The organism is Marinobacter sp. M3C (assembly GCF_023311895.1).
GTDB lineage: Bacteria > Pseudomonadota > Gammaproteobacteria > Pseudomonadales > Oleiphilaceae > Marinobacter.
This window is the reverse complement of record NZ_CP092284.1, coordinates 1729389-1744023: the sequence shown is the minus strand read 5'-3', so window position 1 is coordinate 1744023 and position 14635 is coordinate 1729389. Positions and strand designations below refer to the sequence as shown.

Annotated in this window: 15 protein-coding genes; 12 read left to right on the top strand and 3 right to left on the bottom strand. The window is 55.5% G+C overall.

All coding sequences use genetic code 11. The features are described 5' to 3' along the window. The 10 genes from nadD to MIH18_RS08025 all read left to right on the top strand — a co-directional run bounded on the left by nadD (nt 1) and on the right by MIH18_RS08025 (nt 9536). Nucleotides 1-651 (top strand): nicotinate-nucleotide adenylyltransferase, encoded by a 651-nt coding sequence (gene nadD / locus MIH18_RS08070; protein WP_249007743.1) that lies wholly within the window; start codon nt 1-3, stop codon nt 649-651. A gap of 69 nt (nt 652-720) precedes the next feature. Next, complete coding sequence (gene rsfS / locus MIH18_RS08065) at nt 721-1077, top strand: ribosome silencing factor (protein ID WP_249007744.1); 357 nt, start codon at nt 721-723, stop codon at nt 1075-1077. Between the two features lie 2 nt (nt 1078-1079). Continuing rightward, nucleotides 1080-1550, top strand: a complete 471-nt coding sequence (gene rlmH, locus MIH18_RS08060; protein WP_249007745.1) for a 23S rRNA (pseudouridine(1915)-N(3))-methyltransferase RlmH — start codon at nt 1080-1082, stop codon at nt 1548-1550. A 21-nt stretch (nt 1551-1571) separates the two neighbouring features. Next, on the top strand, nt 1572-3479 hold the full coding sequence (gene mrdA, locus MIH18_RS08055; RefSeq protein WP_249007746.1) for a penicillin-binding protein 2: 1908 nt from the start codon (nt 1572-1574) through the stop codon (nt 3477-3479). Further along, the gene (gene rodA, locus MIH18_RS08050) at nt 3479-4621 is read left to right on the top strand and encodes a rod shape-determining protein RodA (RefSeq protein WP_249007747.1); all 1143 of its coding nucleotides are present in this window, start codon (nt 3479-3481) and stop codon (nt 4619-4621) included. Before mrdA ends, rodA begins: the two co-directional genes overlap by 1 nt. Nucleotides 4622-4733: 112 nt before the next feature. Continuing rightward, nucleotides 4734-5720 (top strand): septal ring lytic transglycosylase RlpA family protein, encoded by a 987-nt coding sequence (locus MIH18_RS08045; RefSeq protein WP_249007748.1) that lies wholly within the window; start codon nt 4734-4736, stop codon nt 5718-5720. Nucleotides 5721-5826: 106 nt separating this feature from the next. After that, entirely contained in the window at nt 5827-6993 is a 1167-nt protein-coding gene (locus MIH18_RS08040; protein ID WP_249007749.1) for a D-alanyl-D-alanine carboxypeptidase family protein, read from the top strand. A 27-nt stretch (nt 6994-7020) separates the two neighbouring features. Beyond that, nucleotides 7021-7290 (top strand): DUF493 family protein, encoded by a 270-nt coding sequence (locus MIH18_RS08035; RefSeq protein WP_249007750.1) that lies wholly within the window; start codon nt 7021-7023, stop codon nt 7288-7290. Nucleotides 7291-7292: 2 nt separating this feature from the next. Further along, nucleotides 7293-7946 carry a lipoyl(octanoyl) transferase LipB gene (gene lipB / locus MIH18_RS08030; protein ID WP_249007751.1) on the top strand — a complete coding sequence of 218 codons (654 nt, stop codon included), beginning with the start codon at nt 7293-7295 and terminating at the stop codon, nt 7944-7946. Between the two features lie 153 nt (nt 7947-8099). After that, the gene (locus tag MIH18_RS08025) at nt 8100-9536 is read left to right on the top strand and encodes an AarF/ABC1/UbiB kinase family protein (protein ID WP_249014282.1); all 1437 of its coding nucleotides are present in this window, start codon (nt 8100-8102) and stop codon (nt 9534-9536) included. Here the strand turns inward: MIH18_RS08025 and MIH18_RS08020 are convergent. Continuing rightward, a complete protein-coding gene (locus MIH18_RS08020; RefSeq protein WP_249014281.1) occupies nt 9485-9952 on the bottom strand; it encodes a YqaA family protein in 468 nt (155 codons plus the stop codon). The two genes, MIH18_RS08025 and MIH18_RS08020, sit on opposite strands and share 52 nt — an antisense overlap. A 180-nt stretch (nt 9953-10132) precedes the next feature. On the opposite strand from MIH18_RS08020, the gene MIH18_RS08015 reads away from it, so the two are divergent. Further along, nucleotides 10133-10384 carry a GrxA family glutaredoxin gene (locus MIH18_RS08015; protein WP_249007754.1) on the top strand — a complete coding sequence of 84 codons (252 nt, stop codon included), beginning with the start codon at nt 10133-10135 and terminating at the stop codon, nt 10382-10384. A 6-nt stretch (nt 10385-10390) separates the two neighbouring features. Here MIH18_RS08015 and MIH18_RS08010 read toward each other — a convergent pair whose 3' ends face one another. Together MIH18_RS08010 and MIH18_RS08005 are read right to left on the bottom strand one after the other, a co-directional pair. Beyond that, a complete protein-coding gene (locus MIH18_RS08010; RefSeq protein WP_249014280.1) occupies nt 10391-11617 on the bottom strand; it encodes an HDOD domain-containing protein in 1227 nt (408 codons plus the stop codon). 161 nt (nt 11618-11778) lie between these two features. Further along, nucleotides 11779-13041, bottom strand: a complete 1263-nt coding sequence (locus MIH18_RS08005; RefSeq protein WP_249014279.1) for a diphosphate--fructose-6-phosphate 1-phosphotransferase — start codon at nt 13039-13041, stop codon at nt 11779-11781. A gap of 164 nt (nt 13042-13205) precedes the next feature. Between MIH18_RS08005 and mpl the strand changes: the two genes are divergently transcribed. Then, entirely contained in the window at nt 13206-14600 is a 1395-nt protein-coding gene (gene mpl / locus MIH18_RS08000) for a UDP-N-acetylmuramate:L-alanyl-gamma-D-glutamyl-meso-diaminopimelate ligase (protein WP_249014278.1), read from the top strand. Nucleotides 14601-14635 lie beyond the last annotated feature (35 nt).

Here is a 14635-nt window from a genome sequence, read left to right as displayed (position 1 = left end):
ATGCACGTAATTTATGGTGGAACCTTTGACCCCGTGCACCACGGCCACCTGCGACTGGGCCTCGAGCTCAAGGATTATCTGGGAGTGGCTCAGGTGCACCTGGTGCCCAGCTATACTCCCCCGCACCGTGGCGCAACAGGCGCAACCGCAGACCAGCGACTTCGGCTTTTGCAACTGGCGATTAAGGGCGAGCCGGCGTTGGCGATTGACACGCGCGAGTTGGATCGCGGCGGTAAATCCTTTACTGCCGACACCCTGCGCCAACTGCGCGCCGAATTGGGCCCCGATTGCCCACTGGTGATGGCCGTGGGTACCGATGCGTTTGCCGGTTTTGATCGCTGGCGCCAATGGCAGGACATTCTGGCACTGGCGCATATTGTGGTGGTCAGCCGCCCTGGTCCGGCGGTAGATCCACAGGGCGTGCCCGCCTTTTTGCTGTCGAAGCATCACGTCGAACACGGCAATGAGCTTAAAAACTCGCCTTGTGGCCGAATTGTAATGTTTGCGCCGCCCTTGCTGGATATTTCCGCGACCGCCATTCGTCAGCGTCTGGCGGCGGGTCATTCCGCGCGCTACCTGCTGCCTTGGCCAGCGCTGGCAGAAATTCACCGGCAAGGGCTCTATGGTGCCTGCCCTGCGGTGGAACTTTAGTGCTACAATTGTCTTAATAACGATTTTTCGGGCGGCCATTCTGGCCAGAGCCCGGGCAACAGGGTGATTATGCAGGCTGAACAATTGAAAGATCTGGTAATAAACGCGCTGGAAGATGTAAAAGCCCAGGATTTAAGTGTTATTGATGTGCGTGAGCGCACCGATGTCACAGACTTCATGGTTTTGGCGTCTGGCACGTCCAACCGACACTTGAAAGCGTTGGCCAATTCGGTCGTCGTTGACGCTAAAGAGCAGGGTGTTCGGGTTGATCATATAGAAGGCGCAGGCGGTAGCGACTGGATACTGGTGGATTTGGGTGACGTCGTGGTGCATGTAATGATGCCGGCGGCCCGCGAATTTTATGACTTGGAACGATTTTGGCGTGACGCCCCTGCACCTGAGTTTGGTCTCGCGGGCGGCGAATAATCATGCGTTTACGTCTGATCTGCGTGGGGCAAAAAATGCCCGACTGGGTCAGTGCCGGTTATCTGGATTACGCTCGCCGCATGCCTCCGGAGTTATCTCTGGAGTTGGTCGAAATTGCCATGGCACACCGGGGTAAAAACCCGGATATTCCCAGGCTCATGCAGCGCGAAAGCGATGCCATTCTTGTCGCTACCCAACCGAAAGACCGGGTGGTGGCGCTGGAAGTGGGAGGACAGCCTTGGTCTACAGAAAAACTGGCCGCGCAACTGGAAAACTGGCAACAGGATGGCGGCGACGTCAACTTTCTGGTGGGCGGGCCGGACGGGCTTGCTGACGCCTGTCGCCAGCGCGCCGACCAGCAATGGTCTTTGTCGCCGCTGACGTTACCTCACCCGCTGGTACGCATTGTGTTAGCGGAACAGCTTTACCGAGCTTGGTCTATTACCCGCAATCATCCTTACCACAGGGCGTAGGGTGCACGATGGGAGTGCTTCATGCCTTGGGGTGAATTCAAGAACATAGCCGCTGAACGCCGTTTGTTCCAGCGCCGCACTCTGGTCATGCTGATTTTTGTGATGTTGCTAATGGGAGCGTTGATTGCGCGCCTGTACCAGTTGCAAGTAGTAGAACACGAGATCTACACCACACTGTCTGACAATAATCGGGTTCAGGTGCAGTCGGTGCCGCCGCCCCGGGGGTTGGTATACGATCGCAATCGCGTGCTGCTGGCGGAAAATCGCCCGGTATTTAGCGTGACTCTGGTGCCCGAGCGCATTACTGATATGAGCGCTACCCTGGTGCGCCTGCAAACCATTCTGTCCATTTCCGATGAGGACCTTGAACGCTTTCAGCGCCGCTTGAAAGAGCGCCGTCGTCCGTTTCAGGAATTGCCTCTGCGTTATGATCTTAATGAAGAAGAAATCGCCCGGCTAGCGGTGCTGCGCCATGAGTTACCGGGCGTAGAAGTGCAAGCCGAGCTGGTGCGCTACTACCCCTACAGCGAATTTACCGCCCATGCCTTGGGCTTCGTGGGGCGCATTAACCAAAGTGAGTTGCAGCGTATTGATCCGGTTAACTACGCCGGCACTAATTACATCGGAAAATCTGGAATTGAGCGTTTTTACGAGCAGCAGCTGCACGGCAAGGTTGGCTTTCAGCATGTTGAAACAAACGCTCGTGGCCGCACCCTTAGGGTGTTGGAGCGCAAAAATCCGGTGCCCGGTGAAAATATTCAGCTGCATCTGGATTTGCGCTTACAGAAGCTGGCCCACAAGCTGCTTGACGGTCGGCGAGGAGCCATTGTAGCGATTGAACCGGCAACAGGCGGCATTCTGGCGTTGGCCAGTGTGCCGGGGTTTGACGCCAACCAGTTTGTGACCGGCATCAGCGTAGAAGACTATCGCGAACTGAGTGAAAGCCGCGATAAACCTTTATTTAACCGCGCCCTTCGTGGGCAGTACCCCCCTGGCTCTACTCTGAAACCGATGCTGGCGATTGCGGCACTGGATAGCGGTGCAACAAATCGCACACGCCGGGTATGGGATCCGGGTTATTTCCAGTTTAACTCGTCTGGGCGGCGCTATCGGGACTGGAAACGTTCAGGGCATGGGTGGGTCGACCTTAACCTGGCCATAACCCAATCCTGCGATGTGTATTTTTACGAAATCGCGGTGGACATGGGGGTTGATACCATTCACCACTATCTTTCGCGATTTGGATTCGGTGAAGACGCCGCGCTGGACGTGGCGGGGGCGCTGAGTGGCCTGCTGCCGTCGAAGGAATGGAAGCAAGGCGCCCGCCAGGAGCCCTGGTACCCCGGTGACACGGTTAATCTGGGTATCGGCCAAGGTTTTATGTTGGCCACGCCCTTGCAGTTGGCAACAGCCACAGCGCTGATTGCCGACCGTGGTTATTGGGTAGAGCCGCGGCTGCTAAAAAGTATTGACGGCAACAACGATCTCACGAGTTTTTTGCCGGAGCAAAATCACGCGCCGTTAACGCTAAAGAATCCGGATAACTGGGAGTTTGTAGTGGAGGCCATGGCCGATGTGATGCACGGCGCGCGCGGAACCGCCCGGGCCGCTGGTGCAAACGCCAGTTACCGAATGGCCGGTAAAACCGGCACAGCCCAGGTTTTTTCCTTAGCTGAAGATGAAGAGTACGATGCGGAGGAAGTGAGAGAGCGGCTGCGTGATCACGCGCTGTTTGTTGGTTTTGCGCCGGTAGATAATCCGCAGATTGCCGTGTCGGTGATTGTGGAAAACGGCGGTGGCGGCAGCAGTACGGCTGCGCCGGTGGCGCGCGCCCTGTTTGACGCCTGGCTGTTGGAATTCGGCGAGGGCGGAGGTGATAGGGAGGGCAGCGCCGCCGCAGACATCGCCAATGTCGAGGGCCTTCGCTGATGGCCAATCGGGATATATTGCACGGCACCGACAGCAGCTCCTTGGGAAACCCCCGCGGTTTCTGGGCTACGGTGCATCTGGACCCCATTCTGCTGATGTTGCTGCTGATGCTGATGGGTGGCGGCCTTTTTGTGCTTTACAGCGGCGCCGACCGCAATATAGACGTTGTCAAAGCCCAGGGTATTCGTCTGGTAATTGCCTTCGTCGCAATGGTAGTGCTGGCCCAGCTTGACCCCGCCGTGTTTCGCCGCTGGGCACCGCTGTTTTACACCCTCGGCCTGGTGGCTCTGGTGGCTGTGCTGCTGGTGGGCGTTGGTGCCAAGGGCGCCCAGCGCTGGCTGTCGGTTCCCGGTTTGCCCCGGTTCCAACCGTCCGAATACATGAAGCTGGTGGTGCCGATGATGGCCGCTTGGTATCTGTCGCGTCACTATCTGCCGCCACGCTTGCGTCATCTGGCGGTGGGCATGGCCATCGTGCTGTTGCCTATGGTGATGATCGTAAAACAGCCTGATTTGGGCACCTCCCTGCTGGTCGGCATGGCAGGTATTTTCGTGGTGTTTTTTGCCGGTATCAGCTGGAAGCTCATTGCGGCATTCTTTGCGTTGGTATCTGTGTCGGCGCCGGTGATGTGGATGTACGGCATGCGCGATTACCAAAAACAGCGGGTGCTGACCATGCTGGATCCGCAAAGTGACCCGCTGGGAGCAGGCTGGAATATCATCCAGTCTAAAACCGCTATCGGTTCCGGTGGCTACGATGGCAAGGGCTGGCTGCACGGTACCCAGTCGCACCTGGAATTTCTGCCCGAAAGCCACACCGACTTTATTGTGGCGGTGCTGGCTGAAGAGTTTGGCTTTATTGGCATGATGGTTTTGCTAACGGTGTATTTTCTGATTATTTTGCGCTGCCTTTACATTGCAGTTTCTGCTCAGGATTCGTTTAGTCGCTTGCTGGCAGGCGCATTGACCATGACGTTTTTCATTTATATTTTTGTCAATATTGGTATGGTCAGCGGTATGTTGCCTGTGGTCGGCGTGCCGCTGCCCCTGGTCAGTTACGGTGGTACCTCCGGGGTTACTCTTATGGCGGCATTCGGGGTGTTGATGTCGATTCACACCCACCGGCGCATGATCTGTTCGTGAACAGTTCCGTATCGCAACCATGGCTGCCTGGTAATGGCGTATTACCAGCCGCAGCCGTTAGAATGGGGCAGTGCCCGCTTTTTCGGTTTCCAATTATGGGGGATATCCCACTGTGATCATCAAGTCTGCCCTGTGGGTCGTGTTGGCGGGGGCTCTGGCCGTGCTGGTCGGCTGTGCTTCCGCGCCCGCGGAAAAAGACCATTCCGGCCGTTATACGATCCGCCAGGATCGCGCGCCTGACGGCAACTTTGACGCCTCCGGGCTAAAAGACGCGCAACCGCGCTTTGAAGAGCCGCGGCGAGCGGGCAACAAATCGCCTTACACCGTGTGGGGCAAAAAATACAGCGTGATGGACGATAACAACGGTTACGTGGCTGAGGGCATGGCAAGCTGGTACGGTGAAAAGTTTCACGGCCATAAAACATCTAACGGCGAAGTGTTCGATATGTACCAGATGACCGCCGCCCACAAATCACTGCGCATTCCCAGTTACGCGCGGGTGACCAACCTTGCCAACGGCCGCTCAGTGATCGTGCGGGTAAATGACCGCGGGCCCTTTCATGGCGACCGGATGATTGATTTATCCTACGCGGCAGCCAAACGACTGGGTTACCAAGGCCAGGGTGTTGCGAAGGTAGAGGTAGCGGCGATAACAGTGAGCCCGGACGGCACCTTGTTTGTGGCTAATAAACCGTTTGGTGGAGCCGACGGGGCTCAAGTATCAACTGCGCAAAAGCCGACGGGCTATTCAGAATCCAAGCCAGAACCCCAACGCTCAGAACCTCAGCGCGAACCTGTGGTGGAGAAACTGTCCGCGGCAGAACGTTCGGATAGCGCAACATCGGTTGTGCCTGCTGCGCAGGGCGTATTCGTGCAGTTGGCGTCATTTTCGAGCAACGTTGCGGCCGAAAATCTGATCCGAAAAGTTCAAAACCAAGTGCAGACACCCATGCGGGTTAAAGTGGCCGACACCGGTAGCGGGCGTTTTCACCGTGTTCAGGCTGGCCCCTTTAACAATGAACAGAGTGCCCTGCAAGCCCAACAGTTGCTGCAGACCTACGGCTTTCATCAAACCATTTTGCTGACGGATTCTCGTTGACGGACTCTCGCTGACCGATTCGCGCTGGCTGATCCAGGCACAAGAGCCAGGCTGAAGAGTCGCCGGTAAATCCTATCCATACACTGACTGATAAATGAAAAAAACCATGGCTTTTGTATCTTTGTTTCGTTCCGCTTTATTTGTGTACACACTGTTGTTGGTCGTCGCTGGCAACGCTCTGGCCCAGACCGTACTGATACCGGCGCCGCCGCAAATTGCCAGCAGTTCCTACGTGTTGATGGAGCCCAAAAGTGGGCACGTCATTATGGAAAACAACAGCAGTGAGCGCCTGCCGCCCGCCAGCCTGACTAAAATGATGACCGCGTACATTGTTGAGCGCGAGCTTGATGAGGGCCGTATTGCCATGGGCGACATGGTGCCCATCAGTGTCACTGCCTGGCAAACCGGAGGTTCCCGCACCTTTGTGCGTGAAGGCACTAGTGTAACGGTAGAAGATTTGTTACGTGGGGTAGTGATTCAGTCCGGTAACGACGCCTCGGTGGCCCTGGCGGAATTTGTTGCCGGCAGCGAGGGCGCGTTTGTCGACATCATGAACCAGCAGGCTGAACTCCTGGGCATGACCAATACCAATTTTGAGAACGCCACCGGATTGCCGTCATCCAACCACTATTCAACCGCTCACGATTTGGCTCTTTTGGCCCAGGCCACCATCAACGATTACCCCGAAACCTATCCGATTTACGCCGAAAAGCAATTCACCTTCAACAACATTCGCCAGCCAAATCGCAACAGCTTGCTGTGGCGTGACAACAGCGTAGACGGGCTGAAAACCGGCCATACCGAAGAAGCCGGATATTGTCTGGTAGCTTCGGCAAAACGCGATGACACCCGTTTTATAGCGGTGGTAATGGGCGCTCGCAGTGCGGAATCGCGCTCACAAGAAGTGCAGAAAATGCTGAACTATGGCTTCCGTTATTATCAGAGCGAGCGTTTGTTCAGCGCCGGTCAAGAGCTGATTAAGTCGCCGGTTTGGGGTGGTGCTGTCAACGCTTTACCCGTTGGGGTTTTTGAAGATGTTTATGTCACCATTTCCCGCGGTGCCCGCAATCAGCTCGAGTCTGTTATCGACCTGGACTCCGTGGTTAGAGCGCCGGTTAGCGCTGGCGATGAATTGGGCCGCATCAAGGTTTCGTATCAGGGCGAGGTACTGGTAGATCAGCCCGTGCTGGCGCTAGTAGACGTGCCTGACGGCGGGTTTTTCAAGCGTATCTGGGACACAGTAAAGCTGTTTTTCGTGCAGTTGTTCCAATAAGCCTCAACCCTAAAGCCGGACGGTAAGATGAGTGACGTAAAAGCACCAAAAATCGAATTTCCCTGCGATTACGCGATCAAAGTGATTGGTAATGCCGCTCCGGATTTCAGGGAGTTTGTGTTAGCAGTGGTTGAGCGCCATGCACCGAGGCTAGATGTTAGTACAGTGACCGTTAACGACAGCCGCAACGGCCGTTTCTGTTCGGTGCGGCTGACCCTGGCCGCAACCGGAGAGCCGCAACTGCAGGCGCTGTTCAACGAGCTTAAAGCCAGCGGCCGCGTGCACATGGTGTTGTAACCGTGGGCCATCTGATTGTGCGCTCTTTGGGCGAACAGCCCTACCTGGAAACCTGGCATGCTATGCAGGCATTTACCGCCAGCCGCGACAAAAACAGCGCTGACGAGCTCTGGTGTTTACAGCACCCGGCGGTTTACACCCAAGGGCAGGCCGGTAAGGCCGAGCATATTCTGGCGCCTGGTGATATACCCGTGGTTCAGGTAGACCGGGGTGGTCAAGTGACATACCACGGCCCTGGCCAACTGGTCATTTATCTGCTGATTGATCTAACTCGCAGTGCTCTGGGTATTCGCGCGCTTGTCAGCCATATTGAACAGTCCATCGTAAACACTCTTGCACCTTTGGGTATCAGCGCCGCGCCGCGAGCCGATGCGCCGGGGGTTTATGTGGATGGCGCGAAAATCGCGTCGCTGGGTTTGCGTGTACGACGCGGTTGCTCATTCCACGGCCTGGCGCTGAATGTCGCCATGGATATGGAACCCTTCGCGCGAATCAACCCGTGCGGCTATGCCGGTATGGTCATGTGCCAGGTGCAGGACTTTGCGCAGCACGCCACATTTGCACAAATAGAGCAGCAGCTTGCCGAACAACTGGTTGCCGCCTTGGGCCATAGCTCGACAGGCGAGGGCTCGGTAAGCTGGCAGCAGGGCTGGTAAATCTGTGCCGAGATTAGACAGCGGTAGGCTAAAATACATTTGAATCAGTACATAGGTACGTTAGAGAGCACTTGAGTGAGTGCGTATCTAAGTGAAAGTGTATTTAAGCTCGAGAGATTTAGGGCTGAGGATATTTAGGGCTGGAGAGTATTTATGGCAAAAAAGGGATCAGACAACTCTGTCTCACGCATAAAAACCGGCAGCTTCGAACGCAGGCTTAGCCTCACCCGTGCCGGCCTGTTTGCCGGCACCCGCATGGCTTCCCACATGGCGACCAATTGGCTGGGTGGGAAGGAACGCCGCGAACAACGTCACAAGGCCATGTTGTCCTCCCAGGCTCGCTTTCTGGTAGAGGAGCTCGGCCAATTAAAAGGCAGCGTGGTCAAGATTGGCCAGGTGATGGCCTTGTACGGCGAACATTTTCTACCCGATGAAGTGACCGAAGCCCTGCATACTCTGGAAGATCAGACCACGTCTTTGGCGTGGCCAGCTATCGAACGCGTGTTGCAATCGGAATTGGGCAGTGAACGCCTGGCGCAGCTGGATATTGAACCTCAGCCTATTGGCGCCGCTTCACTGGGCCAGGTTCACCGCGCCAGGCGCTTGAGTGATGGCCTTGAACTGGTGCTGAAAGTGCAGTACCCAGGTGTAGGCGATGCGGTCGACAGCGACCTAAACGCCGTTGCCAAGCTGCTAAAAATGGCCCGCTTAGTTAATTTTGGTCCCGAATTCGACGATTGGCTGGAAGAAGTACGGGTAATGATGCACCGCGAGGTGGACTACCGCCTGGAAGCCGACACCACCGAGCGTTTTCGTCAAATGCTGCTAGACGACACGCGTTTCATTGTGCCGCGGGTGCTGCCGGAATACTCCAGTGCCCAAGTAATTGCCTCCACTTATGAGCGCGGGCATTCTGTTAACTCGCCAACGGTTGCCGGAATTTCTTTGGAGCGCCGCAGTGAGCTGGGTAAGGCCGCGCTGGAGCTGTTCTTTCGCGAGTTGTTTGATTGGGGGGAGATTCAGACCGACCCGAACTTTGGAAACTATCGCATTCGCTTGGCCGGGGAGCCGGGCGCAGAAGCAGATCACGATCGTATCGTTCTGCTGGATTTTGGCGCGGTGCAGCGCTACACCGATGACTTTCTACAGCCAGTTATCCAAATGATTCGTGCTTCCTATGAAAACGATCTGGGCGCTGTGATCGATGGCGGCGTGCAACTCCGGTTTATGAGCCGTGACTGGCCTACTGAGGTGCTGGAAACTTTTGGCCGGGTATGTATGTCAGTGTTGGAGCCGTTGATTGGCGACCCCAGCGAATGGCCACCCGGGGCTGTGAACAGCGCCGGTCAGTATCGCTGGAAACAAAGCGACTTACCTTCACGGGTAGCACGGCAGGCCGCTCGTTCTGCTATTAGTCGCTACTTTCGCGTGCCACCAAAAGAGTTCGTGTTTCTGAACCGCAAGTTGATCGGAGTTTACACGTTTATTGCCGTTTTGCAGGCTGAGTTCAACGGTGAGCCAATGTTACGGTGTTATCTTTACCCCGAGAACAAAAGACCCGACACCAGCGCCTCGGTTTCGGGGCCGTAGGCACTGAGTACCAGCCACAACACAATGGCGTAACGCAAGCCCTTGCCGATGCCAACCAGAATCACAAAGTTCAGCCAAGGCACACGCATAATACCGCCTACCAGGGTAAGCGCGTCGCCGCCAATCGGTAACCAGCCCAGCAGTAACGACCATTGGCCAAAGCGGTTAAAGCGGTTGCGGGCATTGTGCAATTGCACTTCGGTCATCGGAAACCAGCGCTTGTGCTTGAATCGATCTACTTGGCGTCCGATCATTCCGTTCACCACAGACCCCAGCGTATTTCCGGTTGTGGCCGCAAACCACAACCAGAATGGCCCGTAGCCCTGGGCTAGCAGGGTGCCCAGCAGGATTTCCGAATACGCAGGTAGCAGCGTCGCAGCGGCAAAAGCGGTGGCGAACAGGGTCAGGTATACCACGGGTTCTCCGTTTAGGGATTTCATAGTTGGCCAAACGGAATACTAGACTATCGTGGCTATTCAAACAGTCAATTTTCATTCTCCGGCAGCCGTGCCATCATGATTGCATCAATAGAAAAAACATCGATTAAGCCAATAGCCATCAACCTAACAGGTAGGCATTAATAAGGGGAGCAAGTTATGGAAAAAGTCACAATTTTCGGTCGTACCAGTTGCGGTTTTTGCGTAGGGGCCATTCGTTTGTGCGAAGCTCGTGGTTTCGATTTTAAGTGGGTAGATATGATTGAGGAAGACATTACTAAAGCGGATATTGCACAGAAAATAGGCAAGCCGGTACATACCGTGCCGCAGATTTTCGTGGGTGAGCAGCACATTGGAGGCTATGATGAATTTTCCACTTTTGTCCGTCAGCAAGAAACTGCCGAGCATTAATCGCGGCTAATTGCCCATCCCGTCCAGAACCTGATTGGCCCAACCGCGGCTTTCCAAAAAATAGTGGTTAAGTGTAGCAACCACTTCGTCACTGGCATTGGTCAGGCGGCCCTTCTCAAAAGCTTTTACTAGATGAAGGGTCTTGCCAAGTGAGCCCTCGTGAGCAAGCAGTGCTTGCTTGACACTTGGAGCGAGGGGAAGTTGGTCACACAGTAGCTCAAGCTTTTGGCCGAGCAGCACATCAACCATCGACAGCAAGCCCACCATAAATGCGGGTTCTTTGTTTTCCTTGCAGTCTCGTGCAGCCAGCCGCGAGCACATGGCTGCGCGGGTAAGCGCTTGTGGCAACAATAACATGTTGCACGGGTCGTCATTGGCCAGTACCAGCATGGTGACCAGATTACGAAGACGGTCCAGGCCAATCAACACTATGGCCTGACGCATGCTAATGATTTGGTGGGGCAAATTGTGACTTGCAGAATTTACTGTGCGCAGCATTTGCACCCCCAGCTGAGGTTCCTGCACCAGTAACCGTTCCAATTCGTTGTAGTCTGCTTCGGGGTTTTGTAATTCGCCCAGAAGGCGAATTTGTGCCGACTGATTGCGCCCGCGCTTGAAGGAAGTAGATTGCCGGGTTTCCGGGTGGGCGTAAAAGTAACCCTGAAAAAGAGTAAATCCCATGGCCCGGGCTTGATCAAACTCTTTTTTGGTTTCCACCTTTTCGGCCAACAAGGTGATGCCGCGGGCCAGGTAGTGTTCTACCTGCTTTCCGGTTGGGGGCTGCTCCAGCATGTCCAGTTTGATAATGTCGGCCAGATCCAGAAGCGGTCGGGTGGCGTCGGTCAGTACAAAGTCATCCAATGCTACGGTGTAGCCCTGGGATTTTATGCGCCTCAGTGCTGCAAGGATCTCTTCGTCACCCTCTACGCTTTCCAGTACCTCGATAACGACCTGCTTCGGGCTGGGCGGCAGTAATGCCGGGTTCAGCAGCCATTCACGGGGGGCGTTGAAAAACAGCTTCCTACGGCCGCAAAGAGACTCAATACCGGCTTCGTAAAAGGCTGCATTGCAGGCCCGCGCAGTGGCGATAAGGCCATCTTCTATGACAGCGGAACTCGCGCCTGCGGTGGCTCGGTAAAGTAATTCGTCGGCCACGTGGGCCATATTGGCGTCGCAAATTGGCTGCAGGGCAATGCAATAGGAGCTGGTGTTGGGTTTTTGTGAGTTCGTCATGAATCATTAGCACCCAAAGAATAACACTGGCGGCAAAAGCCAAGCGAGACTGCAGCATACAATAGAGCGGCTGCCGCACAAACAAAGGATATTTTACTTGGCTGCGAAGCTGGCAACACGGCCGCCCCTAGGGCGGCCGTGTTGAGTATGGCAGGGTTGTTTTAGAGTTCAAATGCGGTTTTAAGGCGTTTTTCCACCAATTGGTTTTTCAATTTGGCTACTTTTGGCAAGCCATTTTCAAAAGGTGGAAAACTTTCGCCCTGAATCAGCGGGCTCAAGTAGTCGCGGCAGTCTTGGGTAATGCCGAAGCCATCATCGGTGATGTAGTGAATCGGCATTTTCTTTTCCTGGTTAGCCACTTCGCTTAGCGGTGCCTCGCCCACTCGCCAGCGATAAGGCTTGGCTTGTTCGCGAACGATGATGGGCATCAGCGCCTGCTTGCCGGCAATCGCCATTTCAACCGCTGCCTTGCCGACGGTGTAGGCCTGCTCTACGTCGGTGGCCGAGGCGATATGGCGTGCGCTGCGCTGCAGATAATCGGCTACGGCCCAGTGGTACTTGTAGCCCAGAGCCTGCTTCATCAGATTTGCCAGCGCGGGTGCAACGCCGCCTAATTGGGTGTGGCCAAAGGCGTCGCGGGCTCCGGCTTCCGCCAGAAAGCGACCGTCTTCATATTGGGCGCCTTCAGACGCAACGATCACGCAATAACCGTATTCCTTCACGCAAAAGTCCACCCGGGCTAAAAAGGCCTCGCGATCAAACGGAACTTCCGGAAACAGAATAATGTGTGGCGGCTCACCTTCGCCCTGACCGGCAAGCCCGCCTGATGCAGCAATCCAGCCGGCGTGGCGGCCCATCACCTCCAGAATGAACACCTTGGTGGAGGTCTCGCACATGGATTTGATGTCAAGGCTGGCTTCCATCGTGGAGATGGCAATGTACTTGGCCACCGAGCCAAAGCCCGGGCAGCAATCGGTGAAGGGCAGGTCGTTATCAACGGTTTTGGGTATACCGATGCAGGTAATGGGATAGCCCATTTTTTCGCTGATCTGCGATACCTTGTAAGCGGTGTCTTGGGAATCGCCGCCGCCGTTATAGAAGAAATACCCAATGTCGTGGGCGCGGAACACTTCAATTAAACGCTCGTATTCGCGGCGGTTTTCGGAAATGTTTTTTAGCTTGTGGCGACACGATCCAAAAGCACCGCCAGGGGTGTGCATCAGTGCGGCAATGGCTCCATCGGACTCAAGACTGGTATCGATCAGTTCTTCTTTCAGTGCACCGAGAATACCGTTGCGCCCGGCATACACCTTGCCGATTTTATCCGGGTGACGGCGGGCGGTCTGAATAACGCCACAGGCGCTGGCGTTTATAACGGCGGTAACACCACCGGATTGTGCATAAAATGCGTTTTTAATGGCCATCTGGCAGGCAAGCCTCTCACGGGTTCGATGATGGCGCGCATGATACGCCAATTACCAACAATTTTCATGACTGGTAAAACCGAAACGACCAGCAGTGCATGCTTGACGGGCCGCAACGTATGGGGGACGCTTGGCAGCGTTTTTATCAGGAGGCGCTCGGTTTCATGCACATTCATATATTGGGTATTTGCGGCACCTTTATGGGTAGCCTGGCGGTATTGGCTCGTGAGCTGGGGCACAAGGTGACTGGTTCTGATCAAGGCGTTTATCCGCCCATGAGTACCCAGCTGCAAGCTCAGGGGATCGAACTGATTGAAGGCTACCACCCTGACAACCTTAAACCGCGGCCCGATCTGGTGCTGATCGGCAACGCCATGTCCCGCGGCAACGCAGAAGTGGAACAGGTGCTTAACCGCAATATTCCTTATATGTCCGGCCCTGAATGGCTGGCGCGGGAAGTGTTACACCAGCGTTGGGTGCTGGCGGTAGCCGGCACCCACGGCAAAACCACCACCACCGCCATGCTGCTGTGGATACTGGAGCAGGCCGGGTTTGACGCCGGTTATCTGGTGGGCGGCGTACCCAAAGATTTGCCGGTGTCTGCACGCCTGGGCAGCAGTGACTTTTTTGTAATTGAGGCTGATGAATACGACAGCGCGTTTTTTGACAAGCGTTCGAAGTTTGTTCACTACCGCCCGCGCACACTGATTTTAAACAACCTGGAATTCGACCACGCCGATATTTTTGACAACGTGGAAGCCATCGAGCGCCAGTTCCATCATCTTATCCGTACCGTGCCGTCCCAAGGCTTGATTCTGCGCCCGACATTGGACAACCACCTCGACAACGCCATCGCCATGGGCTGCTGGACTCCGCAGCAAACGCTTTCTATTGGTGGCGAAGCGGACACTCCGAGCCACTGGCGAGCCGAGCTGCTGAGCGACGACGGCAGCCATTTCATGGTATTGCACCACGAGCAACCGGTGGCCGCCGTAAAGTGGGCTCACAGCGGCTTGCACAACGTGCGTAACGCCCTTTCGGCCATTGCCGCAGCGCGCCATGTGGGCGTTACTCCAGATCACGCCATTAGCGCGTTGTGCCGTTTTTCCGGAGTAAAAAGGCGCATGGAGTTGCTGGCGGACATTAATGGCGTAAAGGTGTATGACGACTTCGCCCATCACCCCACGGCCATCGCCACTACCTTGGAGGGCTTGCGTAAACAGGTGGGCGACGAGCCTGTGCTGGCGTTGATCGAGCCCCGTTCCAATACCATGAAACAGGGTGTGCACAGCGACACCCTTTTACCCAGCGCGGCAGCCGCCGATCGCGTGCTCTGGGCCAACCTGAACGATTCCAGCTGGTTGCCGAAATTGGTTGAACGCTGGCAGCAGGCCAACGCCGGCAGCAGCTTGCACAGGGTCGAAGCATCAGTAGACGATTTGATAGCGCGGGTAATGGCAGACTTACCCAGCCCCTGCCACATTGTGATTATGAGCAACGGTGGTTTTGGCGGCATTCATCAACGACTGATTGCTGAAATCGAACGTACCAACGGGTAATCCAAATTACGCCGCCTTAGAATGGGAGTAAGCCG

Bases quoted from the DNA above. Each gene is read 5' to 3' on its own strand.
- rodA (WP_249007747.1), top strand. From the start codon at position 3,479: ATGGCCAATCGGGATATATTGCACGGCACCGACAGCAGCTCCTTGGGA.
- MIH18_RS08010 (WP_249014280.1), bottom strand. From the start codon at position 11,617: ATGACGAACTCACAAAAACCCAACACCAGCTCCTATTGCATTGCCCTG.
- MIH18_RS08035 (WP_249007750.1), top strand. From the start codon at position 7,021: ATGAGTGACGTAAAAGCACCAAAAATCGAATTTCCCTGCGATTACGCG.
- MIH18_RS08025 (WP_249014282.1), top strand. From the start codon at position 8,100: ATGGCAAAAAAGGGATCAGACAACTCTGTCTCACGCATAAAAACCGGC.
- mrdA (WP_249007746.1), top strand. From the start codon at position 1,572: ATGCCTTGGGGTGAATTCAAGAACATAGCCGCTGAACGCCGTTTGTTC.
- MIH18_RS08015 (WP_249007754.1), top strand. From the start codon at position 10,133: ATGGAAAAAGTCACAATTTTCGGTCGTACCAGTTGCGGTTTTTGCGTA.
- MIH18_RS08040 (WP_249007749.1), top strand. From the start codon at position 5,827: ATGGCTTTTGTATCTTTGTTTCGTTCCGCTTTATTTGTGTACACACTG.
- nadD (WP_249007743.1), top strand. From the start codon at position 1: ATGCACGTAATTTATGGTGGAACCTTTGACCCCGTGCACCACGGCCAC.
- MIH18_RS08005 (WP_249014279.1), bottom strand. From the start codon at position 13,041: ATGGCCATTAAAAACGCATTTTATGCACAATCCGGTGGTGTTACCGCC.
- rsfS (WP_249007744.1), top strand. From the start codon at position 721: ATGCAGGCTGAACAATTGAAAGATCTGGTAATAAACGCGCTGGAAGAT.
- mpl (WP_249014278.1), top strand. From the start codon at position 13,206: ATGCACATTCATATATTGGGTATTTGCGGCACCTTTATGGGTAGCCTG.
- rlmH (WP_249007745.1), top strand. From the start codon at position 1,080: ATGCGTTTACGTCTGATCTGCGTGGGGCAAAAAATGCCCGACTGGGTC.